The 26,276-nt window shown below is 66.9% G+C and carries 21 protein-coding genes, 1 tRNA gene and 1 pseudogene; 20 read left to right on the top strand and 3 right to left on the bottom strand.

The features are described from left to right. The first annotated feature begins 7 nt into the window (after window positions 1-7). From IV501_RS10515 to pyk, 10 genes are all read left to right on the top strand, one after another. On the top strand, window positions 8-1,531 hold the full coding sequence (locus IV501_RS10515) for an anthranilate synthase component I (RefSeq protein ID WP_200555101.1): 1,524 nt from the start codon (window positions 8-10) through the stop codon (window positions 1,529-1,531). After that, on the top strand, window positions 1,528-2,193 hold the full coding sequence (locus IV501_RS10510; protein ID WP_200555102.1) for a Trp biosynthesis-associated membrane protein: 666 nt from the start codon (window positions 1,528-1,530) through the stop codon (window positions 2,191-2,193). The genes IV501_RS10515 and IV501_RS10510 overlap by 4 nt, the downstream gene beginning before the upstream one ends. A gap of 35 nt (window positions 2,194-2,228) precedes the next feature. Beyond that, the gene (locus IV501_RS10505) at window positions 2,229-2,462 is read left to right on the top strand and encodes a DUF6704 family protein (protein ID WP_200555103.1); all 234 of its coding nucleotides are present in this window, start codon (window positions 2,229-2,231) and stop codon (window positions 2,460-2,462) included. Further along, window positions 2,463-3,236 carry an indole-3-glycerol phosphate synthase TrpC gene (gene trpC / locus IV501_RS10500; protein ID WP_200555104.1) on the top strand — a complete coding sequence of 258 codons (774 nt, stop codon included), beginning with the start codon at window positions 2,463-2,465 and terminating at the stop codon, window positions 3,234-3,236. 51 nt (window positions 3,237-3,287) lie between these two features. After that, a complete protein-coding gene (gene trpB, locus IV501_RS10495) occupies window positions 3,288-4,520 on the top strand; it encodes a tryptophan synthase subunit beta (RefSeq protein WP_200555105.1) in 1,233 nt (410 codons plus the stop codon). Beyond that, entirely contained in the window at window positions 4,517-5,314 is a 798-nt protein-coding gene (gene trpA / locus IV501_RS10490) for a tryptophan synthase subunit alpha (RefSeq protein ID WP_200555106.1), read from the top strand. Before trpB ends, trpA begins: the two co-directional genes overlap by 4 nt. A 72-nt stretch (window positions 5,315-5,386) precedes the next feature. Further along, window positions 5,387-6,427, top strand: coding sequence for a prolipoprotein diacylglyceryl transferase (locus tag IV501_RS10485; protein WP_200555107.1), 1,041 nt, complete (start codon window positions 5,387-5,389; stop codon window positions 6,425-6,427). 88 nt (window positions 6,428-6,515) lie between these two features. After that, window positions 6,516-11,099, top strand: a complete 4,584-nt coding sequence (gene gltB / locus IV501_RS10480) for a glutamate synthase large subunit (protein WP_200555108.1) — start codon at window positions 6,516-6,518, stop codon at window positions 11,097-11,099. Continuing rightward, on the top strand, window positions 11,092-12,546 hold the full coding sequence (locus tag IV501_RS10475) for a glutamate synthase subunit beta (protein ID WP_200555109.1): 1,455 nt from the start codon (window positions 11,092-11,094) through the stop codon (window positions 12,544-12,546). Before gltB ends, IV501_RS10475 begins: the two co-directional genes overlap by 8 nt. A gap of 61 nt (window positions 12,547-12,607) precedes the next feature. Further along, window positions 12,608-14,053, top strand: a complete 1,446-nt coding sequence (pyk, locus tag IV501_RS10470) for a pyruvate kinase (protein WP_200555110.1) — start codon at window positions 12,608-12,610, stop codon at window positions 14,051-14,053. Window positions 14,054-14,158: 105 nt separating this feature from the next. Here the strand turns inward: pyk and IV501_RS10465 are convergent, their stop codons facing one another. Then, entirely contained in the window at window positions 14,159-14,854 is a 696-nt protein-coding gene (locus IV501_RS10465; RefSeq protein ID WP_200555111.1) for a DUF2510 domain-containing protein, read from the bottom strand. 203 nt (window positions 14,855-15,057) lie between these two features. Between IV501_RS10465 and IV501_RS10460 the strand changes: the two genes are divergently transcribed. After that, window positions 15,058-15,336, top strand: a complete 279-nt coding sequence (locus IV501_RS10460; protein WP_200555112.1) for a hypothetical protein — start codon at window positions 15,058-15,060, stop codon at window positions 15,334-15,336. After that, window positions 15,336-16,205 carry an FHA domain-containing protein gene (locus IV501_RS10455; protein ID WP_200555113.1) on the top strand — a complete coding sequence of 290 codons (870 nt, stop codon included), beginning with the start codon at window positions 15,336-15,338 and terminating at the stop codon, window positions 16,203-16,205. Before IV501_RS10460 ends, IV501_RS10455 begins: the two co-directional genes overlap by 1 nt. Before the next feature lie 78 nt (window positions 16,206-16,283). On the opposite strand, the gene IV501_RS10450 is transcribed toward IV501_RS10455, so the two are convergent. After that, window positions 16,284-16,366 (bottom strand) — tRNA-Leu (locus tag IV501_RS10450). Between the two features lie 39 nt (window positions 16,367-16,405). On the opposite strand from IV501_RS10450, the gene IV501_RS10445 reads away from it, so the two are divergent. Further along, window positions 16,406-17,011: an ANTAR domain-containing response regulator gene (locus IV501_RS10445; protein WP_200555114.1), complete on the top strand. Its 606-nt coding sequence runs from the start codon at window positions 16,406-16,408 to the stop codon at window positions 17,009-17,011. Window positions 17,012-17,307: 296 nt separating this feature from the next. Here IV501_RS10445 and IV501_RS10440 read toward each other — a convergent pair whose 3' ends face one another. Further along, entirely contained in the window at window positions 17,308-17,739 is a 432-nt protein-coding gene (locus IV501_RS10440) for a hotdog fold thioesterase (protein WP_200555115.1), read from the bottom strand. 64 nt (window positions 17,740-17,803) lie between these two features. Here IV501_RS10440 and polA point away from each other — a divergent pair, with 64 nt between their 5' ends. From polA to rpsA, 7 genes and pseudogenes are all read left to right on the top strand, one after another. After that, window positions 17,804-20,479, top strand: a complete 2,676-nt coding sequence (gene polA, locus IV501_RS10435; RefSeq protein WP_200555116.1) for a DNA polymerase I — start codon at window positions 17,804-17,806, stop codon at window positions 20,477-20,479. Window positions 20,480-20,481: 2 nt separating this feature from the next. Next, the gene (locus IV501_RS10430; RefSeq protein ID WP_200555117.1) at window positions 20,482-20,925 is read left to right on the top strand and encodes a PTS mannitol transporter subunit IIA; all 444 of its coding nucleotides are present in this window, start codon (window positions 20,482-20,484) and stop codon (window positions 20,923-20,925) included. A gap of 76 nt (window positions 20,926-21,001) precedes the next feature. Then, window positions 21,002-21,271 carry an HPr family phosphocarrier protein gene (locus tag IV501_RS10425; protein ID WP_200555118.1) on the top strand — a complete coding sequence of 90 codons (270 nt, stop codon included), beginning with the start codon at window positions 21,002-21,004 and terminating at the stop codon, window positions 21,269-21,271. Window positions 21,272-21,296: 25 nt separating this feature from the next. Further along, entirely contained in the window at window positions 21,297-22,997 is a 1,701-nt protein-coding gene (locus tag IV501_RS10420; protein WP_200555119.1) for a DUF885 domain-containing protein, read from the top strand. Between the two features lie 4 nt (window positions 22,998-23,001). Beyond that, window positions 23,002-23,679, top strand: coding sequence for a DUF4166 domain-containing protein (locus IV501_RS10415; protein ID WP_234698111.1), 678 nt, complete (start codon window positions 23,002-23,004; stop codon window positions 23,677-23,679). A gap of 4 nt (window positions 23,680-23,683) precedes the next feature. After that, window positions 23,684-24,649 (top strand): annotated as a pseudogene (locus tag IV501_RS10410) (epimerase). Window positions 24,650-24,804: 155 nt separating this feature from the next. Next, window positions 24,805-26,250, top strand: a complete 1,446-nt coding sequence (gene rpsA / locus IV501_RS10405) for a 30S ribosomal protein S1 (RefSeq protein WP_200555120.1) — start codon at window positions 24,805-24,807, stop codon at window positions 26,248-26,250. The last annotated feature ends 26 nt before the right edge of the window (window positions 26,251-26,276 follow it).

Raw genomic sequence — 26,276 nt, 5'->3', positions numbered from 1 at the left:
AGACCAGATGAGTGAGACAAGTACGCGAGAAGAGTTCGATTCGCTGCTCGCCGGGCATCGTGTGGTGCCGGTGATCCGTGAGCTGTTCGCCGACGGGGAGACCCCGGTGGGCATCTTCCGCAAGCTCGCCAAGGGCACGCCGGGCACCTTCTTGCTCGAATCGGCGGAGCAGGGCGGCATCTGGTCGCGCTACTCGTTCGTCGGGGCGTCGAGTTTCGGCGTCTTGACCCAGGTCGACGGCGAGGCGGTCTGGCTCGACTACGGCATCGACGAGGCCAGGGCGCTCGGCACGGACTTCAGCCGGGCACCGCTGGAGGCACTCGGCCATCTCTACGAGCGCTGGGGCACCGCCCACGTGCCCGGACATCCGCCCCTCACCGGCGGTCTGGTCGGGTTTATCGGGTGGGAGGCGATCCGGCAGATCGAGAGCCTGCCGAACATCCCTCCGGCCGACTTCGCCATTCCTGGCCAGGCGTTCAGCTTCGTCTCCGAGCTGGTCGTGCTCGATCATCGCACCGGCGCGGTGCTGCTGATCGCCACCGCCCTCAACGACGGGGTCGACGACGCCGCGCAGCTGTGGGCCGGCGCGCAGTCCCGTCTCGACGACATGCAGCGTCGCCTGGCCGAACCGTCGGAGGCGTGGCTGGCCGAGGTCGACCTCACCGTCGCGCCGAGCCCGACCCCGCGCATCCTACCCGCCGAGTACCAGGCGGCGGTGGAGCGCTCGAAGGACTTCATCCGCGACGGCGACGTCTTCCAGGTCGTGATCTCCCAGCGCTTCGACCACGAGGCGACGGCCGACCCGATCGACGTCTACCGGGTGCTGCGCACGCTCAACCCCAGCCCGTACATGTACCTGCTGTCGCTGGAAGATGCGGCGGGCGAGCCGTACTGGATTGTCGGCTCCTCGCCCGAGGCGCTGGTCAAGGTCGAGAACGACCACGTCTACATGCATCCGATCGCCGGTTCCCGCCCCCGCGGGCAGAACCCGGAGGAGGACCTCGCCCTGAGCGACGAACTTCTCGGTGACCCGAAAGAGCGCGCAGAGCACCTGATGCTCGTCGACCTGGCTCGCAACGACCTGTCCAAGGTCTGCGTCGCCGGTTCGGTCGAGGTCACCGAATTCATGCGGGTGGAGCGATTCAGCCACATCATGCACCTGGTCTCCTCGGTCGAGGGTGACCTCCGGCCCGATGCCAACTCGATCGACGTGTTTCGCGCGACCTTCCCTGCCGGCACCCTGTCGGGCGCGCCGAAGCCGCGGGCGCTGGAGATCATCGACGAGTTGGAGGTCGCCCAGCGCGGACTCTACGGGGGAGTGGTTGGCTACTTCGGCTTCGCTGGCGACCTCGACCTCGCCATCGCCATCCGCACGACGACGATTGCCCGCGGGGTCGCCCGAGTGCAGGCCGGGGCAGGGCTCGTCGCCGACTCCGACCCCCTCTCCGAGCACCAGGAGACCCAGAACAAGGCGGCGGCGCCCCTGCGCGCGGTGGCCGTGGCCAACGCGATGAAGCGGGTCGGGTCATGACCCCGCGCAGACTCAAGTCGTTCACCATGCTCGCCGGCGTGGTGCTGAGCGGTCTGACCATCCTCACCTGGACCGGCCAGTGGTTCGCTCTCACCATCGACGGCAATGCCGCCACCCAGAGTCACCTGAGTGCTGCGGGGGATGTCGCGGCTCCCGCCCTGGTCACCCTCGCGCTTGCCGGTCTCGCGCTGGTCGGCGCGCTCGCGATCGCCGGACCCCTCATCCGCTACGTGCTGGGGGCCGTGCAGACCCTGCTCGGCATCACCGTCGTGCTGTCGGCCGTGTCCGCCCTGCGCGATCCGATCGCGGCATCCGCGTCACTCATCACGGGGGCGACCGGGGTGAGCGGGGCCGCACCGGTGGCGGCTCTGGTGCGCAGCGTCACCGTGACGGCATGGCCCGCGGTCACCATCGTCGTCGGTGCGCTGGTCACTCTGCTCGGGGTCTTTCTGTTGATCACCGGCCGCCTCTGGCCGGCATCGTCGCGCAAGTACCAGACCGTGCGGCTCGAGGCGCAGAAGCCGGGGGAGAACCCCGCAGCCGACTGGGACAGCCTGAGCGACGGTACCGATCCGACCGGTGACGATGCGGCCTGGAACGACCCGACGCCGGATGGCCCAGCCGGGGCCGCCCCGACGAGCGACGATCCGTCGTCACGCTAGACTTTCTACCGACCAAGCACGAAGGAGAAAACCCAGTGAGCGACGAATTCCACGAGCCCGGCGAAGGCAACTCGCCCGCCGCCTGGACCGCTGTAATCATCATGCTCGTGGGCTTCGCCATCGGCACCCTGGCCTTTTTCCTGCAGCTGCCGATCCTTGTCTGGTCTGCTGCAGGACTCGTTGTCGTCGGATTCTTCGTCGGCGTTATCCTGAGCAAAATGGGCTACGGCGTATACGGCCCCAAGTACACCGCCAAGCACGACAAGTAGGTGCTCTCCGACCTCCTCGCCGGGTCCCTGGAGGACGCGGCCGCACGCCAGTCGCTCCGCCCGCTCGCCGAGGTCGAGGTCGAGGCCCTCGCCCGCACCCCGGCGCTCGACGCGCTAGCAGCGTTGGCGCCGACCGACCGGGTGAAGATCATCGCCGAGGTCAAGCGTGCGAGCCCCTCCCGCGGCCCACTCGCCGAGATCGCCGACCCGGCAGCCCTGGCGACGCAGTACGAACTGGGTGGTGCGAGCGCGATCAGCGTGCTCACTGAACAGCGCCGCTTCGGCGGGTCGCTCGCCGACCTCGAGGCGGTGCGGGCATCCGTCTCCATCCCGGTGTTACGCAAAGACTTCATCGGTGAGCCGTACCAGGTGTTCGAGGCCCGTGCCGCGGGCGCCGACCTGGTGCTGCTCATCGTGGCTGCCCTCGATCAGCCCCGACTCGCGTCGTTGCACGAACTCATCCGCGAACTCGGGATGACCGCGCTGGTCGAGACCCACAGTGCAGACGAGCTGGCCAGGGCCATCGATATCGACGCACGCCTGGTGGGCGTCAACGCCCGCAATCTGAGCACCTTCGAGCTCGACCCCGACCTGTTCGGGGCGTTGGCCGACCACATCCCGGCCGGCGTCATCCGTGTGGCGGAGTCTGCGGTGAAAAACGCCGACGATGTCGCTCACTACCGCGCTGCCGGTGCGGATGTCGTGCTGGTCGGCGAGGCGCTGGTCACGGGCGGCGATCCCCGGCGCACCCTCGCCGACTTCCTGGCCGTCTGACGTCGTTATGCCGGCGCGAGTACCCTTCGCGTACGGCCCGAGAGGAACAGCATGAGCAACCCGAATGACGTCACCCATCTGAGGAACAACGCCGGACCGTTCTTCGGCGAGTACGGCGGTCGCTTCATGCCGGAGTCGCTGATCAAGGCGATCGACGAGCTCGCCGCGGCGTACGAGCAGACGAAGACCGACCCGCTGTTTCAGGCGGAGCTGGCTGAGCTGCACCGCACCTACACCGGGCGACCCTCGATCATCACGGAGGTGCCGCGCTTTGCGAAGCACGCCGGCGGGGCCCGCATCATCCTCAAGCGTGAGGATCTCAACCACACCGGCTCGCACAAGATCAACAACGTGCTCGGCCAGGCGCTGCTCACGCGCAAGATCGGCAAGAAGCGCGTGATCGCCGAGACTGGCGCCGGTCAGCACGGTGTTGCCACCGCGACCGCGGCCGCCCTGTTCGGCCTGGAGTGCACCATCTTCATGGGCGAGGTCGACACCCAGCGCCAGGCCCTCAACGTGGCCAGGATGCGGCTGCTGGGCGCCGAGGTCGTCTCGGTGACGACCGGCTCCCGCACCCTCAAAGACGCCATCAACGAGGCGTACCGCGAGTGGGTGACGTCGGTGGAGACCACCAACTACATCTTCGGTACCGCGGCGGGCCCGCATCCGTTCCCCGCCATGGTGCGCGATTTCCAGAAGATCATCGGCGAAGAGGCGCGGCAGCAGGTGCTCGACCTCACCGGCCGGCTCCCGGATGCCGTGGCCGCCTGTGTGGGCGGCGGATCGAACGCGATCGGCATCTTCCACGCCTTCCTCGACGACCCCAGCGTCAAGCTCTACGGCTACGAGGCGGCGGGCGATGGGGTGGACACCGACCGCAACGCCGCGTCCATCGAGCGCGGTCGCCCGGGCATCCTGCACGGCGCCCGCAGCTACCTTCTGCAGGACGAGGACGGACAGACCATCGAGTCCCATTCGATCTCGGCCGGCCTCGACTACCCGGGTGTGGGGCCAGAGCACGCCTACCTCAACGACATCGGCCGTGCCACTTACCTGCCGGCGACGGACACCGAGGCGATGGATGCCCTGCGCCTGCTCAGCCAAACCGAGGGAATCATCCCGGCGATCGAGTCGGCGCACGCCCTCGCCGGTGCCCTGAAGCTCGGTCGGGAGATGGGGCCCGAGGCGATCATCCTGGTCAACCTCAGCGGCCGTGGCGACAAGGACGTGCAGACCGCTGGCGCCTGGTTCGATCTGTTCGACGAGGGAGCTCGCCAAGAATGACCAACACCGCTGTGAGCACCGTATCTTCGACCATCGCCGCGCGTCGCGACGCCGGTTCCGGTGCCCTGATCGGGTATCTGCCGGTCGGCTTTCCCGATCTGCCCACCAGCATCGATGCCGCGGTCGCGCTGGTCGAGAACGGGGTGGACATTCTCGAACTCGGTCTGCCGTACTCCGATCCGGTCATGGACGGCCTGGTCATCCAGCAGGCGACTCAGACGGCGTTGAAGGCCGGGTTTCGAACCCGCGACGTGTTCGCGGCGGTGGAGGGCATCCGTTCCCGCGTCGATGCACCGGTGCTGGTCATGACCTACTGGAATCCCGTGATGCAGTACGGCGTCGATCGCTTCGCCGACGCGCTGCGCAATGCCGGGGGCGCGGGCCTGATCACTCCAGACATCACACCGGACTCCGCCGGCGACTGGGTGGCGACGAGCGAGCGAACCGGTCTCGACCGGGTCTTCCTCGCGGCGCCGTCCTCGACGGATGCCCGCATCGCCGACACCGTCGCGGCCAGTCGGGGCTTCGTCTACGCCGTCTCCACCATGGGGATAACCGGCGCCCGTCAGGACGTCGACGCCGCCGCCCGCACGCTGGTCGCGCGGCTCAAAGCCGACGGCGCCGAGAATGCGTGTGTCGGCATCGGCATCTCCACCGGCGAACAGGTGGCCCAGGTCATCGAGTACGCGGACGGCGCGATCGTCGGCTCGGCGCTCGTGAAAGCCCTCGCCGAGGGGGGAGTGTCCGGCGTCGCCGCGGCAGCATCCGGCCTGAGTCGCGGGTTGTACGCTTAGCTAGTTCCTCGGTGGCTCTAGCCGCCGAGCTCCCCGCGTGACACGCACTCCGCACGAAAGGCAACCAGCCCCTTGGTCCTCCCCGCAAGCATCCCCAGCCCGAACGACGCCTGGCAGGTATTCAACCTCGGGCAGTGGTTCCGCGACCTCGGTTGGACCTCCTTCGGCCTCGACATCAACCTTCGTGCCTCGACGGGGTTCATCATCCTCGGCCTGATCATCGCGCTGGCCGTGACCTCCCGCCGCCTCACCACGCGCGGGGCCGAGCCGGGCATCGTCGTCGACGTCGCCATCTGGGCAATCCCGCTCGGCATCGTCTTCGGTCGTCTCGTGCACGTGGCGTTGCACCCCGATGTCTACTTCAGCGCGGGCAGCCGGGCGTGGAGCTGGGCATTCGTCTGGGAGGGCGGCGTCTCGATCTGGGGCGTGCTGCTCGGCGGACTGATCGGTGTGGCCATCGGGAGCAGGCTCGCGGGTCTGCGCACCTCGACCTTCCTCGACCTGGCGGTGCCCGGCATCCTGATCGGCACCATCGGTGAACGCATCGGCGACTGGTTCGAGCACGACTACTTCGGCACGCCCACTAGCGCGCCATGGGGCGTGCAGATCCCCTCGGACGATCCGAGCTTTCCGGTCGGCCTTCCCGATTCCACGATCTTCCAGCCGAACTTCCTGTACGAGATCGTCTGGGCGCTGGTCGGCCTGGCGCTGATCACGGCGATCGCCAAGAAGTTCGAGCTGCAGTGGGGCAAGGTGTTCGGCCTCTACCTGGTCTGGTACGGCCTCGGTCGCAGCTGGTTCGAGTCCCTGCGCATCGACCCGAGCCTCTATCTCGCCGGTCTCCGGGTAAACATCTGGATCGGCTGGGGCGTCGCGATCATCGGCCTCATCGTTCTCATGGTCGCCTCACGTCGCCACACCGGCACCGAGCCGAGCGTGTACGTGGCCGGTCGCGAGTACATTCCCACCGCTGAGGTACACTCTGAAGACACCTATTCGGACACCGACGAAGACGCTATGTCTTCGGCAGGCAATGACGCCACGGTCGACACCACAGACACCGAATCGGTCAAGGCCACACGGTCCGTCACAAGCGGGGCTGGCACGAAGTAACGGATAGCCGGGTTCCTCGGTCCGTCGCTTGAATCCCGGGCCGCTGCAGTCCCACACGCTCCCAAAGTCTCGTGAGGACGGTAACTACATGGCTCTCACGCCACCCTTTTCCCGGTTCAGTGTCGCCCCTGGGGCAACCGGGCTGTACGACCCTGCTCGCGAGAAAGATGCGTGCGGTCTGGCCATGGTCGCCACCCTTCGTGGCACCGCCGGTCACGACATCATCGACGCCGCTCTCGGTGCCCTGCGTAACCTCGAACATCGCGGCGCGATCGGGTCGGATGCCGGAACCGGTGACGGCGCCGGAATCGTCACCCAGATCCCGGATGACTTCCTCCGCGCGGTCGCGGGCGTCGAGCTCCCTGCGGTGGGCCAGTACGTCGTCGGAACCGCATTCCTCCCCGTCGACCGGGCCGAGCGCGAGGCCATCAAGGCCGGCATCGAAGCCCTTGCAGCGCAAGAGAAGCTCCACGTTCTCGGGTGGCGCGATGTTCCGGTGCGTCCCGAGGTTCTCGGCAATCTCGCCCGCGAGGCGATGCCCGCCTTCGAACAGCTCTTTCTCACGTCGACACTGTCGACCGACGACTCCCCGGTGGAGGGCATCGCGCTCGACCGTCAGGCGTACCGCCTGCGCAAGCGCGCCGAGCGCGAGCTCGAGGTCTATTTCCCGTCGCTGAGCAGCCGCACCCTCGTATACAAGGGAATGGTCACGACGCTCCAGCTAGAGCCGTTCTACCCGGACCTCTCCGACGAGCGTTTCGCCTCCAAGCTCGCGCTGGTGCACTCGCGCTACTCGACGAACACCTTCCCGTCCTGGCCGCTCGCCCAGCCGTTCCGCATGATCGCCCACAACGGCGAGATCAACACGGTGCAGGGCAACCGCAACTGGATGCGGGCCCGCCAGTCCCAGCTGGAGTCCGCCGTTCTCGGCGACCTCTCGCCGCTCTTCCCGATCGTCACGCCCGGTGCGAGCGACTCGGCCTCCTTCGACGAGGTCGTCGAGCTGCTCAACCTCGGCGGTCGGTCGCTCCCGCACGCCATGATGATGATGGTGCCGGAGGCCTACGAGAACCAGCCAGACCTCGAGCAGGCCCGCCGCGACTTCTACGAGTACCACGCGATGATGATGGAGCCATGGGACGGCCCGGCCGCCCTGGTCTTCACCGACGGCTCCCTGGTCGGAGCGACCCTGGACCGCAATGGTCTCCGCCCCGGCCGCTACCTGGTGACCGATGACGGGCTGGTCGTGCTCGCCAGTGAGATCGGCGTGCTGCAGATCGATCCCGCCCGCGTGGTGCGCAAGGGTCGCCTGCGCCCCGGCAAGATGTTCCTCGTCGACACCGAGGCCGGTCGCATCGTCGAAGACGAGGAGATCAAGCGCGAGCTCGCCGAGTCGGAGCCGTGGGGCGAGTGGCTCGACGGTGGTCGCATCAACCTCAAGGACCTGCCGGAGCGCGAGCACATCGTGCACACCCCGGCATCGGTCACGCGACGTCAGCGCACCTTCGGGTACACCGAAGAAGAGGTGCGCATTCTCATCAAGCCGATGGCGGAGAAGGGCGCGGAGCCACTCGGCGCCATGGGGTCCGACACCCCGATCGCCGTGCTCAGCGACCGTCCGCGCTTGCTGTTCGACTACTTCACCCAGCAGTTCGCCCAGGTGACGAACCCGCCGCTGGACAGCATCCGTGAAGAGGTCGTCACGTCGCTGAAGCTGGGCCTTGGACCGGAGCGCAACCTGCTCGACGCGACGCCGGAGCATGCGCGCCAGGTCATCCTCGACTTCCCGGTGATCGACAACGACGAGCTGGCCAAGATCCAGCACATCGCCCCCAAGGGCAGCCGGCTCGGCTTCCAGCCGACCCACACCATCAAGGGTCTCTACCGCGCCGACCAGGGCCCGAAGGCCATGGAGCAGCGCATCGCCGCCATGTGTGACGAGGCGGATCGCGCCATCGACGAGGGCGCGCTGTTCCTGGTGCTCTCCGACCGCGACTCCACCAAGGAGATGGCACCGGTGCCGTCCCTGTTGATGCTCGCGGCCGTGCATCACCACCTCATCCGCAAAGAAAACCGGATGAAGGTCGGCCTGATCGTCGAGGCCGGTGACGTTCGCGAGGTGCACCATGTCGCTTTGCTTGTCGGCTACGGTGCGTCTGCGATCAACCCGTACCTCGCGATGGAGTCCGCAGAAGAACTGGTCCGAAGCGGCCTGCTGCAGGGGGTCACGCCAGAGAAGGCGGTCAAGAACCTGATCAAGGCGCTCGGCAAGGGCGTGCTGAAGATCATGTCGAAGATGGGGATCTCCGTCGTCGGCTCCTACGCCGGAGCTCAGGCCTTCGAGGCCGTCGGCCTCGACCAGGAATTCGTCACCCAGTACTTCACCGGCACCTCCAGCCTGCTCGGCGGTGTCGGCATCGACGTCATCGCGGCGGAGAGCGCGGCGCGTCACAGCGCTGCATACCCGGAGGACGGCGCAGTCAGCGCTCACGAGCGCCTCGCCACCGGCGGGGAGTACCAGTGGCGTCGCGACGGGCCGCCGCACCTGTTCAGCCCAGACACCGTGTTCCGCCTGCAGCACGCGACCCGGTCTCGCCGCTATGACATCTTCCGCGAGTACACCAGGCTCGTCGACGACCAGTCGCAGTCGCTCATGACCATGCGCGGGCTGTTCGAGTTCAAGAAGGGGCTGCGCTCGGCCGTTCCGATCGACGAGGTCGAGTCCGTCGCATCCATCGTGACGCGCTTCTCGACGGGGGCGATGAGCTACGGCTCGATCAGCGCCGAAGCACACGAGACGCTCGCCATCGCCATGAACAGCATCGGCGGCAAGAGCAACACCGGCGAGGGCGGCGAAGACACCGCCAGACTGCTCGATCCCACCCGGCGCAGTGCGATCAAGCAGGTCGCGTCGGGACGGTTCGGCGTGACGAGCATGTACCTGACCCACGCCGACGATATCCAGATCAAGATGGCGCAGGGTGCCAAGCCCGGCGAGGGCGGCCAACTGCCCCCGGGCAAGGTCTACCCGTGGATCGCGCGCACCCGCCACGCCACCGCAGGCGTCGGCCTTATCTCGCCGCCGCCGCATCACGACATCTATTCGATCGAAGACCTGAAGCAGCTCATCTTCGATCTCAAGCGTGCCAACCCCGAGGCCCGCGTTCACGTCAAGCTGGTGAGCCAGTCGGGAATCGGCGCGGTCGCCACTGGTGTCACCAAGGCACTCGCGGATGTCGTGCTGGTCTCCGGTCACGACGGCGGAACCGGTGCGAGCCCGCTCAACTCGCTCAAGCACGCCGGCACGCCCTGGGAGCTCGGCCTCGCCGAGACCCAGCAGACCTTGATGCTCAACGGTATGCGCGGTCGCGTGGTGGTGCAGGTCGACGGTCAGATGAAGACCGGTCGTGACGTGGTCGTCGCGGCGCTGCTCGGGGCCGAGGAGTACGGCTTCGCCACGGCGCCGCTCGTGGTCTCCGGCTGCATTCTGATGCGCGTCTGCCACCTCGACACCTGCCCGGTAGGCGTCGCCACCCAGAATCCCGAACTCCGTTCACGCTTCACTGGCAAGCCCGAGTTCGTGGTCAACTTCTTCGAGTTCCTCGCCCAAGAGGTGCGCGAGTACCTCGCCGAGCTCGGTTTCCGCTCCATCGAGGAGGCGATCGGCCACTCCGAGGTGCTGGATGCCACCGGCGCGATCGATCATTGGAAGGCCGACGGTCTCGACCTGGCACCCATCCTCGACGGTCCTGTCTTCGGCGACGACGAGCCGAGACGCAACGTCAGCAGCCAGGACCACGAACTCGACAAGCACTTCGACGTCGAGCTCATCCGCCAGAGTGCCGCCGCACTGGCTGACCGCACGCCGGTCTCCATCGACCTGCCGATCCGCAACACCGAGCGTGCCGTCGGCACGATGCTCGGCCACGAGGTGACGGTCAGGCACGGCGAGAACGGTCTGCCGACCGGCACCATCCAGGTGAATCTCACCGGGACCGCCGGGCAGTCGTTCGGCGCGTTCCTTCCGAGCGGTATCTCGCTGCGCTTGGTCGGAGACAGCAACGACTACGTCGGAAAAGGCCTCTGTGGCGGGCAGATCGTCGTCACGCCGGACGCCGCCAGCGGCTTCCCCGCGGAGAACAACGTGATCGCCGGCAATGTCATCGGGTACGGCGCGACCCAGGGCAGCATGTTCCTGCGGGGCATCGTCGGCGAGCGGTTCCTGGTGCGCAATTCCGGCGCGACCGCGATCGTCGAGGGTGTTGGCGACCACGCGCTTGAATACATGACCGGCGGCCTGGCGCTCATCCTCGGTGAGACCGGACGCAACCTCGGCGCCGGCATGTCTGGCGGCACGGCGTACGTCTACGATTTGAAGCGCGAGCGAGTCAACCGCGACTCGCTCGACTCGGGCGAACTCGAGTTGTCGCCTCTTGGTGCCGGTGACATCGAAATCGTCACCGATCTGCTGCGTCAGCACGTGGCGCAAACCGACTCCGCCGTGGCGGAGCGGATGCTGCAGAACCTCGACGAGACCATGTCTCGCTTCGTGAAGGTGCTGCCCCGCGACTACGCGGCGGTGCTCGCCACCCGAGCAACCGCCGTCGAAGAAGGATTGGACCCGGATGGCGATGTCGTCTGGAGCCGGATCATGGAGGTAACCGGTGGCTGACCCGAAAGGCTTCCTGAAGACCCGCGAGCGGCAGACGCCCGCCCGTCGGCCCGTCGCTCTGCGACTGATGGACTGGAAAGAGGTCTATGAGCAGGGTGACGCGGCTACGACCCGTAAGCAGGCCGGCCGCTGCATGGATTGCGGGATCCCGTTCTGCCACCACGGCTGCCCGCTCGGCAACCTGATTCCGGAGTGGAACGATCTCACCTGGCGTGGCGAAGGTCGCCAGGCGATCGAGCGGTTGCACGCCACCAACAACTTCCCCGAGTTCACCGGGCGACTGTGCCCGGCACCGTGCGAGTCGTCGTGCGTGCTGGCGATCAACCAGCCCGCCGTGACGATCAAGCAGGTCGAGGTCTCGATCATCGATCAGGCCTGGGCCAACGACTGGGTCGATCCGCATCCTCCGGAGCGTCTCACGGGCAAGACGGTCGCCGTCGTCGGGTCGGGCCCGGCCGGTCTCGCCGCCGCTCAGCAGCTCACCCGTGCCGGTCATACCGTTGCGGTGTTCGAGCGCGATGACCGCATCGGCGGCCTGCTGCGATACGGCATCCCGGACTTCAAGATGGAGAAGAAGCACCTCGAGAACCGGCTGCGGCAGATGCAGGCCGAGGGCACGCGCTTCCGGGCAAACGTAACCATCGGCACGGACATCAGCTGGGATGACCTGCGCGCCCGTTACGACGCTGTTGTGGTCGCCACCGGCGCTCTGGTGCCCCGCGACCTCCCGATCCCCGGACGTGACCTGCCCGGCGTACACTTCGCCATGGAGTACCTCGTGCAACAGAACCGCGTGGGTGCGGGCGACACGGTCGTCGACCAGATCAGCGCGGAAGGCAAGCACGTCGTGGTCCTCGGCGGTGGCGACACCGGTGCTGACTGCATCGGCACCGCACACCGTCAGGGTGCGCTGTCGGTCACCAACCTCGCCATCGGTACCCAGCCGCCGAGCGAGCGTCCCGAATCCCAGCCGTGGCCGATGTCCCCGACGCTCTTCGAGGTGTCGAGTGCCCACGAGGAGGGCGGCGAGCGGGTCTACCTGGCCTCCACCGTCGAATTCCTGTCGAACGAGATCGGCGAACTGCGGGCCATCCGCGTCGCCGAGACCGAATACCTCGACGGCCGTCGGGTGCCGAAGTCCGGCACCGAGCGCGAGATCCCGGCTGACCTGGTGCTGCTTGCGCTGGGCTTCACCGGCACAGAGGGGGAGCAGCTCGAGGAGCAGCTCCGCGTCGTCTCCGAGCGCGGTAACGTGCAGCGTGACGGCGATTACCAGACCAGCGAGTCTGGCGTCTTCGTGGCTGGCGATGCCGGCCGCGGACAGTCGCTGATCGTCTGGGCGATCGCCGAGGGCCGCGCTGCCGCGGCCGCCGTCGATCGCTTCCTTGAGGGCGACACCCAGCTGCCCTCGCCCGTACGGCCCACCGACCGGGCCATCTCGATCTGATCCATCCGGTGCCCGGCGATCCCGGGCGCAGCGAGAACAGAACCCCAACAGAAAGAAACGAATGAGACGCGCAAAGATCGTCGCGACCCTGGGCCCGGCAACGTCGAGCTATGAAAACATCAGGGCCATCATCGAGGCCGGCGTGGATGTCGCCCGCATGAACCTGAGCCACGGCAGCTACGACGTCCACGAGGAGGTGTACCGCAACGTGCGCCAGGCCAGCCTGGACACCGGCAAGGCGGTCGCCGTCATGGTGGACCTGCAGGGCCCCAAGATCCGCCTCGGCAAGTTCGCCGATGGACCGCACGACCTTGCGGTTGGCGACATCTTCAAGATCACCACCGAGGACATCCTGGGTACCAAGGAGATCTCCAGCACCACGTTCAAGGGTCTTCCCGGGGACGTCCGCCCCGGGGACGACCTGCTGATCAACGACGGCAAGGTCAAGCTGCGTGCGCTGTCGGTCGACGGCGAGGTCGTGACGACCGAGGTCGTCGTCGGTGGCGAGGTATCGAACAACAAGGGAATCAACCTTCCCGGCGTCGCGGTCAACGTTCCCGCGCTGTCCGAGAAGGATGAGGCCGACCTGCGCTGGGGCCTGCGCCTCGGTGCCGACCTCATCGCGATGTCGTTCGTTCGTAATGCCGAGGACGCCCTGCGTGCCCACGAGATCATGGCGGAGGAAGGCATTCGTCTTCCGATCATCGCCAAGGTCGAGAAGCCGCAGGCCGTCGACAACCTCGAGGCCATCATCGATGCCTTCGAAGGCATCATGGTCGCCCGTGGTGACCTCGGCGTCGAAATGCCGCTCGAGGCGGTCCCGATTGTGCAGAAGCACGCCATCGAGCTGTCGCGTCGTATGGCAAAGCCGGTCATCGTGGCGACGCAGATGCTCGAGTCGATGATCTCCAGCCCGATCCCGACCCGTGCAGAGACCTCGGATGTCGCCAACGCCGTCCTCGACGGCGCCGACGCGGTCATGCTGTCCGGCGAGACCAGCGTGGGGGAGTACCCCGTGATCACGGTCGCCACCATGGCGCGGATCGTCAAGTCCACCGAGGAGCACGGGCTGGAGCGCATCCCACCCCTCGGCACCAAGCCGCGCACCCAGGGCGGCGCGATCACTCTTGCGGCGGCCGAGGTCGCTGACTTCGTCGAGGCGAAATTCCTCTGCGTGTTCACCGAAAGCGGCGACTCGGTGCGTCGCATGTCGCGACTGCGTCACCGCATTCCGATCATCGCCTTCACGCCGGAGGAGCGCATCCGCAACCGCCTGGCATGGGTGTGGGGTACGGAGACCTACCGGGTCGAGCGCAAGACCCACACCGACGAACTGTTCGGGCAGGTCGACGACATCCTGATCGGCAACGACCGAGCCACCCTGGGCGAGAAGGTCGTCGTGATCGCCGGGTCCCCTCCCGGAATCTCTGGGGGCACGAACGACATGCGCGTGCACCGTGTGGGCGATGCTCACAACGCGGTCGCTCCGGCGTACGCGGCGGATTAGTCCCGGTACACAGGGTCCCGGCTCACAGAGTCAGCCCAAGCCAACGGCCCGGCACCCGAGAGGGTGCCGGGCCGTCGGCCTATTCCGGCGACTACCGTGCGCGGATCAGGAGTTGATGAAGTCGCCGGACCCGAACTGGTCGAACATCGGTGAGACGATCTGCACGAACGCGACCCCGCCGAGGATCAGCCCCAGCGCGGCAAGTGCGATCGCGACGATCATCGGCGCTAGTCCCCGCCCGGAGCGCCGCTTCACGATCACGGTGCGACCGATCACGTAGACCAGTACCCCGACGCTGGAGATGAGAGTGAAGAATGCCCACGGCCAGGGGAACGGGCGTTCGAAGCCGGTTGCTTTCAGTCGACGGTTGTCGAAGTAGGCGAGCACGATGACGGCAGCGTCGACGAGCCAGCCCAGGAGTGAGATCGCGAGTGTCGCTCCACCGCCCACGCCGAACCCCATTGCGCTGCCGCTCTCGCCGAGCCGAGCGTCCTGCAGCGCGGAACGGCCGATGGCGGCGTAGTTCACGGTGAGTGAGAGCGCGAGTGTGATCACCGGGAGCAGTACGAGAATCCAGATGAAGACGTTGTTCGCCGGGGTCGTGGCCGGAACGGTGTTGCGCGCTGGGGTGGCGGGCGCAGGCGGCATGGCCGCGGGCGCGCTGGGCTCCGTCACGTGATCCGACCACGCGGTGCCATCCCACCACCGCATCCGCGGCTCGCCGGTGTAGTCCGGGTACCACCCGGCCGGTGTCTGCACGCGCGGTGTCTGCGCGGGCGGAGTGTTGTCGGGCGAGGTCATGCGGCGGTCCCATCGTGGTCGTGGAGGCGACGGATCGACCCGACGCCCGGTTCACACGGTATACCGCTCACCCGCTGTCTGGTTGTCTGCTGGGAACGCGAGTCACCCGGGCCGCAGCGGCGTAGTCTCACCGTCACGCGAACGTGTGCCGCACACCTCTGCTTCTCGAGACGCGCGGCCGTTCTCACCGCTGAAGGAGCATCATGACCGACACCACCGAACTCTTCGACACGAGCACCGGCCCTGACGGCCGCACAATCAGCGACTGGACCGATCTTGGCCGCGAGATGTGGTCGTACCTCACCGGCCGCGGCGCCGCGGTCAACTACGAGTTCATCGACATGACCGTCGAGGTTCCGCGTGACATCGGGCCGGACGCGCCTCGCGCTACCTGGAAGCTGAACGGCACGCTCCGCGTCACGACCAGTGACGACGAGGCAGCCGGCTCCGACACCCATCGTTCGCCCGACGTCGCCTCCTAATGGTGGCGACGCGCTTCGACATCGAGCTGGAGTTCTCGCTCGAAGAGGCGGCGGGTGCAGCGGATGACGGCGAGCCGTCGAAACTGCTGACGGGAAGCATCACCGCTCACGGCTCCGAGGTACAGATCTACGCCAGTGATCCGGAACTCCTGATCTCGGGCCGCGCGCCGAAACTCACCGCACTCCGCGAGCTCGCGACGCAGATGGCCGAATTGGGGGTCTCGGTGACCCTCACGGGTCCGGCGGGCTACATCGCCGGAATGGGCGACGTGAAGTCGAGCCTGGTGCAACGCGCCATGACCGGGTCTCCGCACATCCGCCTCGGGGCTGCGACCGCGATTGCCCCGCTGCTGCGTGCCCGCCCGACCGCGTCGAGCATCTCTCTGCCGCCGTCGACGCCATTCCCTCTTGTTCCGACGGTAAGTCGGCGTCTGCGACGACGGGTGACGACCACGCACTACACGCCGGGCTCCGGCCGGCCTCGACTGATCTTCGTCGTCGGGTCTGAATACTGGGACGGCACCCCTCCTCGAGAATTCGAGCTTCTGCCTGGTGTCACCACGATCGGGTCTGACGAGAAGTGCGATCTTCGGCTTGACGGCCTGTTGCCGATGCACGCCGAGATCCGGCACGACGGTAACGATGAATATGTGCTCTACGCGCACGGTCCGATCGCGAGCAGTGCTGTTCGGGCTGTCGAGGGGCAAGGGCAGATCCTGCGCACCGGAGCTCGGCTAGAACTCGGCGACTGGCGGATGGCCTACTTTCGTGCCGAGTTCGCCGACCATGGGCGCCCTTTCGGCGGCAGAGTCGGTGGGGAACTTGCCCGCCAGAAGCCTCAGCCCGAACGACGGGTGCCGAAGAACTGAAACGGATGCCGTGGCCTGCGCCGCGGCATCCGTCTCGTTCTGACGTTCGTGCTTCTGCTGTTGTGCTGGTGTCGCCTGTGCCGGATGCGAGACTCGAACTCGCACGCCCTTTCGAGCAAAGCATTTTGAGTGCTCCGCGTCTGCCATTCCGCCAATCCGGCGCACGTGGACTCTGGTCAGAATACCGTAGGGTTGAGTGCGTGACCGACCAAGAAAATGCACCGCAAACCCCCCGCCGCGTTGTTGTGGCCGAAGACGAGTCGCTGATCCGGCTCGACATCGTCGAGACCCTGCGGGACAACGGGTTCGAGGTCGTCGGCGAGGCCGGCGATGGCGAGACCGCTGTCGCCCTCGCCACCGAGCTGCGCCCCGACCTCGTGATCATGGACGTGAAGATGCCGCTCCTCGACGGCATCTCGGCCGCCGAGCGTCTCACCAAGAACCACATCGCCCCGGTCGTGCTGCTCACCGCCTTCAGCCAGAAAGAGCTGGTCGAGCGCGCGACGGAGGCCGGCGCGCTGGCCTACGTGGTCAAGCCCTTCACCCCGAACGACCTGCTGCCGGCGATCGAGATCGCTCTCGCGCGGTACGCCCAGATCATCACGCTCGAGGCCGAGGTCACCGATCTGGTCGAGCGTTTCGAAACCCGCAAACTCGTCGACCGGGCCAAGGGTCTGCTCAACGAGAAGATGGGGCTGAGCGAGCCCGAGGCCTTCCGGTGGATTCAGAAGGCGTCGATGGACCGCCGCCTCACCATGCACGACGTCGCCCAGGCGATCATCGAGCAGCTCAGCGCGAAGAAGTAGCGCTCGCTCTCAGCAGCCTTTAGCGCGACGGCCGCGCCGCCAGAGACGGTCTTGCTGTGCCAGACGATTGCACTGTACCGGACGGTCGAATGGCAACCGGACACGCCGGATGAAATCGTCCGTTGTCGGCACTCCTGTAACCGTTCTGCAGGAGTTACTGAATCACGGGAACCTCGGGCGAGGGCGGCTCTCGCCGCGATATCTGACGGGCGCGATGGCGGGTAAAACAGTGCAGCCTGCCACACAGAGACTGCGCCCGGGCAGACAGCGCCCGGCGAAATGAGCGGCCCGCGAGTTTAGCGGTCGCGCAGCATGTTCGTCATGCGCACGGTCGAGAGCCGCCGGCCCTGTTCGTCGCGCATGACGATCTCGTGGGTCGCCAGCGTGCGGCCGAGGACGAGCGCCGTGCAGGTGCCGGTGACGATGCCCTCGGTGACGGAGCGGCTGTGCGTCGCGTTGATCTCGATGCCGACGGCGTAACGTCCCGGGCCGGCATGAATCGCCGAGGAGACTGAACCGAGGGACTCACCCAGCACCACGTGTGCTCCACCGTGCAGCAGGCCGATCACCTGGGTGTTGCCGTCCACCGGCATCGTCGCAACCGAGTGCTCCGCCGACAGTTCGAGAAACTCGATTCCCATCTTGCGAGCGAGCGAGCCGCCACCGGTGGTGACCAGGCGCTCGACGAGTTCTGGGTCGAGGTCGGCGGGAAAAGTGGTCACGGGCATCCTTGGAAATCGGTGGCTGGTGGAGGGCTTCGGCCTGTCAGAGGCCACCGTTAGGCTGGCTTCCGTGCCGGACAACGAAAAGCCTACCCTCCTCATTATCGACGGGCACTCGCTCGCATTCCGGGCTTTCTACGCCCTCCCGGTGGACAGTTTCCAGAACCGCGAAGGCCAGCACACTAACGCCATCCACGGCTTTATCTCGATGCTGCTCAACCTGGTCGCCAACGAGAAGCCCACCCACCTCGCCGTCGCCTTCGACATCTCGCGGTACTCCTTCCGTACCCGTGAATACCCGGAGTACAAGGGCACCCGCGGCGAGACCCCCGCCGAGTTCGTCGGGCAGATCCCGCTGCTCGAGGAGGCGCTGCACGCCATGGGCATTACGACGGTGACCAAGGAGGACTACGAGGCCGACGACATCCTGGCCACCCTTGCGAAGCGTGGTGCGGCCGAGGGGTACACCGTCTACGTGGTCTCCGGCGATCGTGATGCCATCCAGATGGTGACGGATGACGTCACCCTCCTGTATCCGAACGCCAGGGGCGTCTCCGAACTCAAGCGCTACGATCGCGACGCCGTGTTCGAGCGTTACGGCATCGAGCCGGCGCAGTATCCCGATGTCGCGGCCCTCGTGGGGGAGACCAGCGACAACCTGATCGGCATCGACAAGGTCGGTGAGAAGACGGCCGTCAAGTGGATCACCCAGTACGGCAGCCTCGACGAGGTTCTGGCGCACGCCGACGAGATCAAGGGCGTGGTGGGGGAGAAGCTGCGCGAACAGCAGGACCGCGCCATCCGTAATCGCAAGCTCAACCACCTGCTCACCGATGTCGCTCTGCCGGTCGGCCCCGACGACCTGCTGCGTCGTCCGCTCGACGAGGCCAAGGTGCGCGAAGTCTTTGACAAGCTGCAGTTCCGCACCCTGCTCGACCGCGTGCTCAAGCTCGCGGCAGCCGCGGGCGACGATGTGTCGACCGCGAAGGCCGGTGAGGGCTCGGCCCAGCCGGGCTCGGAGATCCCCGTGGTTCGCACCCTCGTCGACGAGGAGCTGGGCTTGTGGCTCACCACTGCATCTGGTCACGGCACGAAGCCACTCGGGCTGCAGCTCGAGGTGGGTGTCGACGGCCTGACCGGCTTCGGCATCGCCTCGGCCGATGACAGCGTCTACGTACCGTGGGCTCATGGCCGACTCGACTACGTCGACCTCGCTGATTGGCTGGCGGGCGACTCGCCGAAATTCGTCTTCGACTACAAGCCGATGCTGAAGACGCTGGCCGCGGCCGACCTCGAACTCGGCGGAGTGGTGTTCGACACCACTCTGGCCGCCTGGCTGCTGAAGCCCGGGGGGCACGACCAGAACCTGGCCGCGCAGGTCTACACCCACCTGGGCGAGCACCTGGCCGAGCCCGACCCCAATCAGCTGGTGCCCGAGGCCGACGCCGTGAGTCCAGCGACCGAGGCCTGGTACGTGCTGCGTCTCTGCGAGTATCTGAACGAGCGACTGGACGAGGGCTCGCGTCGCGTGCTGTCCGACCTCGAACTGCCGCTGATTCCCGTGATCAACCGCATGGAGACCACTGGCATCACGGTCGATGCCGACATTCTCGCCGGACTCAACACTCAGCTCGGTGCCACCGCGATGGACCTGGCCTCCCGCGCCTACGCCGAGATCGGCCGCGAGGTGAACCTCGGCTCGCCCAAACAGCTGCAGCAGGTGTTGTTCGAGGAGCTGCAGATGCCCAAGACCCGGGCAAACAAGACCGGATACTCGACGGATGCGGCGTCCCTCGCCGACCTCCAGGCGCAGAACCCGCACCCCTTCCTCGACCTGCTCCTGCAGCACCGCGACGCCACCAAACTGCGGCAGATCGTGGAGACGCTGGAGAAGTCGATCGCTCCCGATCACCGCATCCACACGCGGTACGACCAGACCGGTACCAGCACGGGCCGGATCTCCTCGACCGAGCCGAACCTGCAGAACATCCCGGTGCGTGCCGAGGTCGGGCGGGAGATCCGCTCCGCGTTCATCTGCGGCCCCGAGTTCGACACGCTGCTGACCGCCGACTATTCGCAAATCGAGATGCGCGTCATGGCGCACCTCTCCGGCGACGCCGGGCTGATCGAAGCCTTCCACTCCGGGGAGGACCTGCACCGCTTCGTCGGCTCGCGCGTCTTCGGGGTCGACCCGGCGGATGTGAGCAACGCCATGCGCACCAAGGTGAAGGCGATGTCGTACGGGCTGGCATACGGCCTGAGCCCGTTCGGTCTCTCCAAACAGCTGCGCATCGAGGTGAGCGAGGCCAAGCAGCTGATCGCGGACTACTTCACCCGCTTCGGCGCGGTACGCGACTACCTCCGCGGCGTTGTCGAGCAGGCTCGCGAAGACGGCTACACCGAGACGATCATGGGCCGCCGGCGACCGTTCGGCGACCTCACGTCGTCGAACCGGGTGCTGCGGGAGAACGCGGAGCGGCAGGCGCTGAACGCGCCGATCCAGGGGTCGGCCGCGGACATCCTGAAGGTGGCGATGCTGGGCGTCGACGCCGACATCCGCGATCGGGGTCTCGACTCCCGCATGCTCTTGCAGGTGCACGACGAACTGGTGTTCGAGGTCGCCCACGGCGAGTTGGACGAGCTCACCGAGATCGTGGTGGATCGGATGGGCGGAGCGGCCGACCTGGCCGTGCCGCTGACCGTGCAGGTCGGAACCGGCCCCAACTGGGACGCGGCGGCGCACTGATCATGGCGCGACTCGAAGGTCCCCTGGCCGAGCTGATCGACGCCCGCTCGATCCGTCTCGACGAGCACGCGGTCGACCGGTTCGACGCCGTGCGGAGGGCGGGTGAAGCGCTCCTCGAGGTCGGTGCGGTCGGCGAGCTGTACATCGACGCCATGATCGAACGTGAGGCGAGTGTGTCGACGTTCGTCGGCGAGGGCTTCGCCTTTCCACACGCCACCCGGTCGGCGGCCGGCGATGTCGACCACGATGCGCTCGTGGTTCTGCGCTTTCCTGACGGGGTCGACTGGGACGGCGAGAGGGTGTTCGTCTGCATCGGCATTGCTGCTCGGGGTCGCGGCTACATCGGGCTGCTGTCTCGCCTGGCGACGCTCCTGCTCGATCCACGGCGGGCCGCGGCGCTGCGGTCGGCGACGTCACCGGCCGAGGTCTACGCGCTTCTCGGGTAGTGTGCTCCGAAACTCCCTCGCCCGATGCGGCGCGGTGAGCTCACCCGAGAGTCGTACCGCCGAAAGCGAGCATCGCATGCCCGACCGTACCGTCGTCGTCGCCTCCAGCGTCGGCCTCCATGCTCGCCCAGCCTCGCTGTTCTGCCAGGCGGTCGCGCGAATCGGTGTGCCGGTGCTGCTGACCGGAGCGAGCGGCCGCAGCGTCAACGCCGCGAGCATCCTCGGCGTGCTGTCCCTGGGGATCGGGCCTGGCGAGTCGGTAACTCTGGAGGCCGACGGGGAGCGGGCCGAGATCGCTCTCGACGAGCTCGTCGCGTTGCTCAGCGTCGACCTGGACCTCGAATAGCGTTCATTCGCAATAGGCTCGGTGCATGACTGAAGCTTTCGGAGCGCACCAGATTCGCACCCCCACCGCCGTCGACGCCGTCGCTGAGAAATGGGTCGAGACCGAGCTCGACCTGTTTCCCGAGTACCGGGTCTACATCGGCCGCCCCGGCCACGAGGGGGAGTACTCCGATTACTCACCGGCGGGAGCGGAGCGCGCCGTCGAGGCCGTGCGTTCTGCCCTCGCGGAGGTTCAGGCGACGACGCCGGTCGACGCGATCGACGAGGTCACCAAGATGGACCTCGCCCGCGAGCTGCAGCTCTCGATCGACAAGCACGAGGCAGGCTTCAACCAGCGCAACCTCAACGTGATCGCGAGCCCGGCCCAGGAACTCCGCGACATCTTCGACCTGGTGCCCACGGCATCCGTCGACGACTGGAGCAATGTCGCTAAGCGATTGCACAACCTCCCCGAGGCGATGGACGGCTATATCGAGACGCTGCGGAGCGGCATCGCCAACGGCAACGTCCCCGCGATACGCCAGGTGAAAGAGATCATCACTCAGGCCAATAAGCAGGTTGCCGACTCCGGGTTCTTCTTCCAGCTGGCGGCGAACGCGAACGGCCGTCTCGAGGCGGGGTCGCTGCCAGACTCGCTGCAGAGCGACCTCGACGCGGGCGCGCAGGCCTCGGCGAACGCGTACCAGAAGCTCTCCGACTTCCTCCGCACCGAACTCGCCCAGCACGCTCCGGAGAAGGATGCCGTCGGTCGCGAGATCTACTCGCTCGCCTCTCGGGACTTTCTCGGCGCCGTCGTCGACCTCGACGAGACCTACGAGTGGGGCATCGAGGAACTCGCCCGCATGACCTCCGAGCAGGAGGCGATCGCCCGCGAGATCACGCCTGGCGCCACCGTCGCCGAGGCCATCGCCTATCTCGACCAGGATCCGAGCCGAAAGCTGCACGGCACCGAGGCTCTGCAGCGCTGGATGCAGGAGACCAGCGACCGCGCCGTCGACGAGCTGTCGAAGACCCACTTCGACATCCCGGAAGAGGTCAAGAGCCTGGTCTGCATGATCGCCCCTACCCAGGAGGGTGGCATCTACTACACCGGCCCGACCGACGACTTCTCCCGCCCCGGCCAGATGTGGTGGAGCGTGCCGGAGGGCGTCACCGAGTTCGACACCTGGCGTGAGCTCACCACGGTCTACCACGAGGGTGTGCCCGGCCATCACCTGCAGATCGGCCAGGCCGTCTACAACAAGGCTCAGTTGAACACCTGGCGCCGCAATGCGGGCACCTCCGGCCACGCCGAAGGCTGGGCGCTCTATGCGGAGCGCCTGATGGAGCAGCTCGGCTACCTCGACGACCCGGCCGACCGCCTCGGCATGCTCGATGGTCAGCGGATGCGCGCGGCCCGCGTCGTGCTCGACATCGGCGTACACCTCGAGAAGCAACTGCCAGACGGCTCGGGCCCGTGGACCGGCGACTACGCCTTCGGCTTCCTCGGCGAGAACGTCAACATGAGCCGTGAGTTCGTGCGCTTCGAGGTCAACCGGTACCTCGGCTGGCCCGGTCAGGCACCCTCGTACAAGGTCGGCCAGCGCATCTGGGAGCAGTTGCGGGATGAGTATGCACGGCGCGAGGGCGCGGCATTCGACATCCGTGCGTTCCATAAAAAGGCGCTGGATATCGGCGGCGTCGGACTCGACACCCTGCGTTCGGCCCTTCTCACCCCGGCCAGGTAGGGCGTTGGCTCGACAGAACACGACCCGTCTCACCGGTTCGAACACCGCTCCTTCGCCCTATGAACTCGTGCTCGGCGACGAGCTCGACGCTCTTCATCCCCGACTGAGGGCATATTTCGATGGCATCCCCGACGGCTCCACCGGCGTCGGTTCCGGCGTCTTCGAGCGGGTAGGGACGCCCCGGCTGTGGCTCTGGCCGGTGCTTTGGCTGCTCGAGCGGGAGGGCGTGCTCTTTCCCGTCTGGAGCGCGCGCGTGCCATTCACCGTGCGCAATTGTCCGGTGATCGATGCCGCGGGAAACACCGCGGTGCTGGCCTCGCGGGAATTCCGGTTCAGCGCCAGGCGCCCCTTCGGCCGCGACCGGGAGATGACGGATGCCATCACGGCCGAGCGCGGGCGGCTCGTCGATCACCTCGGCACCCAGCGACGGTACGCGGCACGCCTGCGGGCGGAGGTCGTCGATGGCGAGCTGCACCTGGTGTCGACCCGGGTCTCGGTGCGATTCGGCCGGTTCGCGATTCCGATCCCGACGTCGATCGCGCCGGTGGTCCGCCTGGTCGAGCGGTTCGATGCGAAGTCCGGCCTGCAGCACGTCTCGGTCGTCGTCGAGTCGCCCCGGCTCGGGCGGCTCTACGAATACGCGGGCTCGTTCAGCTACAGCGTCGTTCCGGGAGCGTGGTGAACGGATGCCCGAACACATCGTCATCGCGGGTGGCTCCGGGTTCATCGGGCAGTACCTCGCGCGCGCCTTCCGCGCCGACGGCGCCATAGTGCGCACTATCGGTCGTTCCGGCTCCACCGCGACCTGGGGTGACACCGCCGCGATCACCGATCTCCTGGACGGCGCCGACCTGCTGATCAACCTGGCGGGGAAGAGCGTCAACTGCCGCTACACGCCGGAGAATCGAGCCGAGATCCTGCGATCACGGGTCGAGACCACCCGAGAGCTGGCCGAGGCGATCGCTGACTGCGAGCATCCGCCGCCGCTCTGGATCAACTCGTCGACAGCGACGATCTACCGCCACGCCGAGGATCGCCCGATGACGTAGTCGTCCGGTGAGATCGGCACCGGATTCTCGGTCTCGGTCGCCGAGGCGTGGGAGCGGGAGTTGTACGCCCGCGACCTGCCGGGCACCAGGAGGGTCGCCGTGCGGATGGCGATCGTGCTCGGCGACGGCAGTGCGCTCACGCCGCTGCTGCGGCTCGCTCGCGTCGGTCTCGGCGGCCCACAGCTCGACGGCGGCTGGTTCGCCACCGCGGCCGGGCGTGCTGCCGGCACATTCCACGAGTTCCGCGCGCGGGACGGACGCCAGCGCTTCAGCTGGATCCACATCGCCGATGTGCTCGGAATCATCCGCTTCCTCCGCACCCGCCCCGACCTCGACGGGGCGATCAACGTGTCGTCGCCGAACCCGTCAGACAGTCGCACACTGATGGCGACCATCCGTCGGGTGCTCGGGATGCCGATCGGGCTGCCAGCCCCGCGGTGGATGCTCGAGATCGGCTCCGCGGTCATCAAGACCGAGACCGAGCTGGTGTTGAAGAGCCGGTGGGTGCTCCCGGAACGCCTGGTCGAGGCCGGCTACGCGTTCGAGTTTCCCGAGCTGGAGCCGGCCATCCGAGACATCGTGACGGCGAAACAACCCGCCTGAGACTCGGTGGCGACCCACCCCGCGAAGACGCTAAGCTAGAACGTCACGTTTGTGACATCCCATCCGCTGCCGTGCGCGGAACATTATCTTCTCCACCCTCTGCGCCGGCCTGAATAATGCCTCAACCGAGGCGTCCATCCTGGAGCAACCACTACATGACACTCGTAACGACCACCGGCCCCAAGCAGGTCGCGATCAACGACATCGGATCTGCTGAAGACTTCCTCGCCGCGGTCGAAAAGACTTTGAAGTTCTTCAACGACGGGGACCTCATCGAAGGCACCGTCGTGAAGATCGACCGCGACGAGGTTCTCCTCGACGTCGGGTACAAGACGGAGGGCGTCATCCCCTCCCGTGAGCTTTCCATCAAGCACGACGTGGACCCCTCCGAGGTCGTCCAGGTCGGCGACAGCGTCGAGGCTCTCGTTCTGCAGAAGGAAGACAAAGAGGGTCGTCTGATCCTCTCCAAGAAGCGTGCTCAGTACGAGCGTGCCTGGGGAGACGTCGAGAAGATCAAGGACGCCGACGGCGTCGTCACCGGTTCGGTCATCGAGGTCGTCAAGGGTGGCCTCATCGTCGACATCGGCCTCCGTGGCTTCCTGCCGGCATCGCTCATCGAGCTGCGCCGCGTCCGCGACCTCACGCCGTACCTCGGCCAGGAGATCGAGGCCAAGATCCTCGAGCTCGACAAGAACCGCAACAACGTCGTTCTGAGCCGCCGCGCGCTGCTCGAGCAGACGCAGTCGGAGAGCCGCACCACCTTCCTCAACAACCTCGCCAAGGGCCAGATCCGCAAGGGTGTCGTCTCGTCGATCGTCAACTTCGGTGCGTTCGTCGACCTCGGCGGCGTTGACGGACTCGTTCACGTCTCCGAGCTGTCGTGGAAGCACATCGAGCACGCCTCCGAGGTCGTCGAGGTTGGCCAGGAGGTCACCGTCGAGATCCTCGAGGTCGACCTCGAGCGCGAGCGCGTCTCCCTGTCGCTCAAGGCGACGCAGGAAGACCCGTGGCAGGTCTTTGCCCGCACCCACGCCATCGGCCAGGTTGCACCGGGTAAGGTCACCAAGCTCGTCCCCTTCGGCGCGTTCGTTCGCGTTGCAGAGGGCATCGAGGGCCTGGTCCACATCTCCGAGCTGTCGGGCAAGCACGTCGAGCTCGCCGAGCAGGTCGTGTCGGTCGGCGACGAGGTCTTCGTCAAGGTCATCGACATCGACCTCGAGCGTCGCCGCATCTCCCTCTCGCTGAAGCAGGCGAACGAGGGCGTCGACCCCAACGGCACCGAGTTCGACCCGGCGCTGTACGGAATGCTCACCGAGTACGACGAGCAGGGCAACTACAAGTACCCCGAGGGCTTCGACCCGGAGACCAACGAGTGGCGCGAGGGCTTCGAGGCCCAGCGCGAGAAGTGGGAGCAGGACTACGCTGCCGCCCAGGCTCGCTGGGAAGCGCACAAGAAGCAGGTCGAGGCAGCTGCCTCGCAGGTCATCGAGGACATCCCCGGTGCCGGCTCCAGCTTCTCCAGCGAGTCCGAGTCGACCGGCACGCTCGCCGACGACGAGGCGCTTGCCGCTCTGCGCGAGAAGCTCAGCTCAAACAACTAGTAGGCACTGCCAACTAGTAGGCACTG

Source organism: Lacisediminihabitans changchengi, assembly GCF_016634425.1.
Lineage (GTDB): Bacteria > Actinomycetota > Actinomycetes > Actinomycetales > Microbacteriaceae > Lacisediminihabitans > Lacisediminihabitans changchengi.
This window is presented reverse-complemented; position numbering and strand designations above follow the sequence as displayed.

Excerpts from the sequence above, each read along its gene's own strand:
- IV501_RS10515 (WP_200555101.1), top strand. The coding sequence starts at position 8 with ATGAGTGAGACAAGTACGCGAGAAGAGTTCGATTCGCTGCTCGCCGGG.
- IV501_RS10510 (WP_200555102.1), top strand. The coding sequence starts at position 1,528 with ATGACCCCGCGCAGACTCAAGTCGTTCACCATGCTCGCCGGCGTGGTG.
- trpB (WP_200555105.1), top strand. The coding sequence starts at position 3,288 with ATGAGCAACCCGAATGACGTCACCCATCTGAGGAACAACGCCGGACCG.
- trpA (WP_200555106.1), top strand. The coding sequence starts at position 4,517 with ATGACCAACACCGCTGTGAGCACCGTATCTTCGACCATCGCCGCGCGT.
- gltB (WP_200555108.1), top strand. The coding sequence starts at position 6,516 with ATGGCTCTCACGCCACCCTTTTCCCGGTTCAGTGTCGCCCCTGGGGCA.
- pyk (WP_200555110.1), top strand. The coding sequence starts at position 12,608 with ATGAGACGCGCAAAGATCGTCGCGACCCTGGGCCCGGCAACGTCGAGC.
- IV501_RS10465 (WP_200555111.1), bottom strand. The coding sequence starts at position 14,854 with ATGACCTCGCCCGACAACACTCCGCCCGCGCAGACACCGCGCGTGCAG.
- IV501_RS10460 (WP_200555112.1), top strand. The coding sequence starts at position 15,058 with ATGACCGACACCACCGAACTCTTCGACACGAGCACCGGCCCTGACGGC.
- IV501_RS10455 (WP_200555113.1), top strand. The coding sequence starts at position 15,336 with ATGGTGGCGACGCGCTTCGACATCGAGCTGGAGTTCTCGCTCGAAGAG.
- IV501_RS10440 (WP_200555115.1), bottom strand. The coding sequence starts at position 17,739 with ATGCCCGTGACCACTTTTCCCGCCGACCTCGACCCAGAACTCGTCGAG.
- IV501_RS10430 (WP_200555117.1), top strand. The coding sequence starts at position 20,482 with ATGGCGCGACTCGAAGGTCCCCTGGCCGAGCTGATCGACGCCCGCTCG.
- IV501_RS10425 (WP_200555118.1), top strand. The coding sequence starts at position 21,002 with ATGCCCGACCGTACCGTCGTCGTCGCCTCCAGCGTCGGCCTCCATGCT.
- IV501_RS10420 (WP_200555119.1), top strand. The coding sequence starts at position 21,297 with ATGACTGAAGCTTTCGGAGCGCACCAGATTCGCACCCCCACCGCCGTC.
- rpsA (WP_200555120.1), top strand. The coding sequence starts at position 24,805 with ATGACACTCGTAACGACCACCGGCCCCAAGCAGGTCGCGATCAACGAC.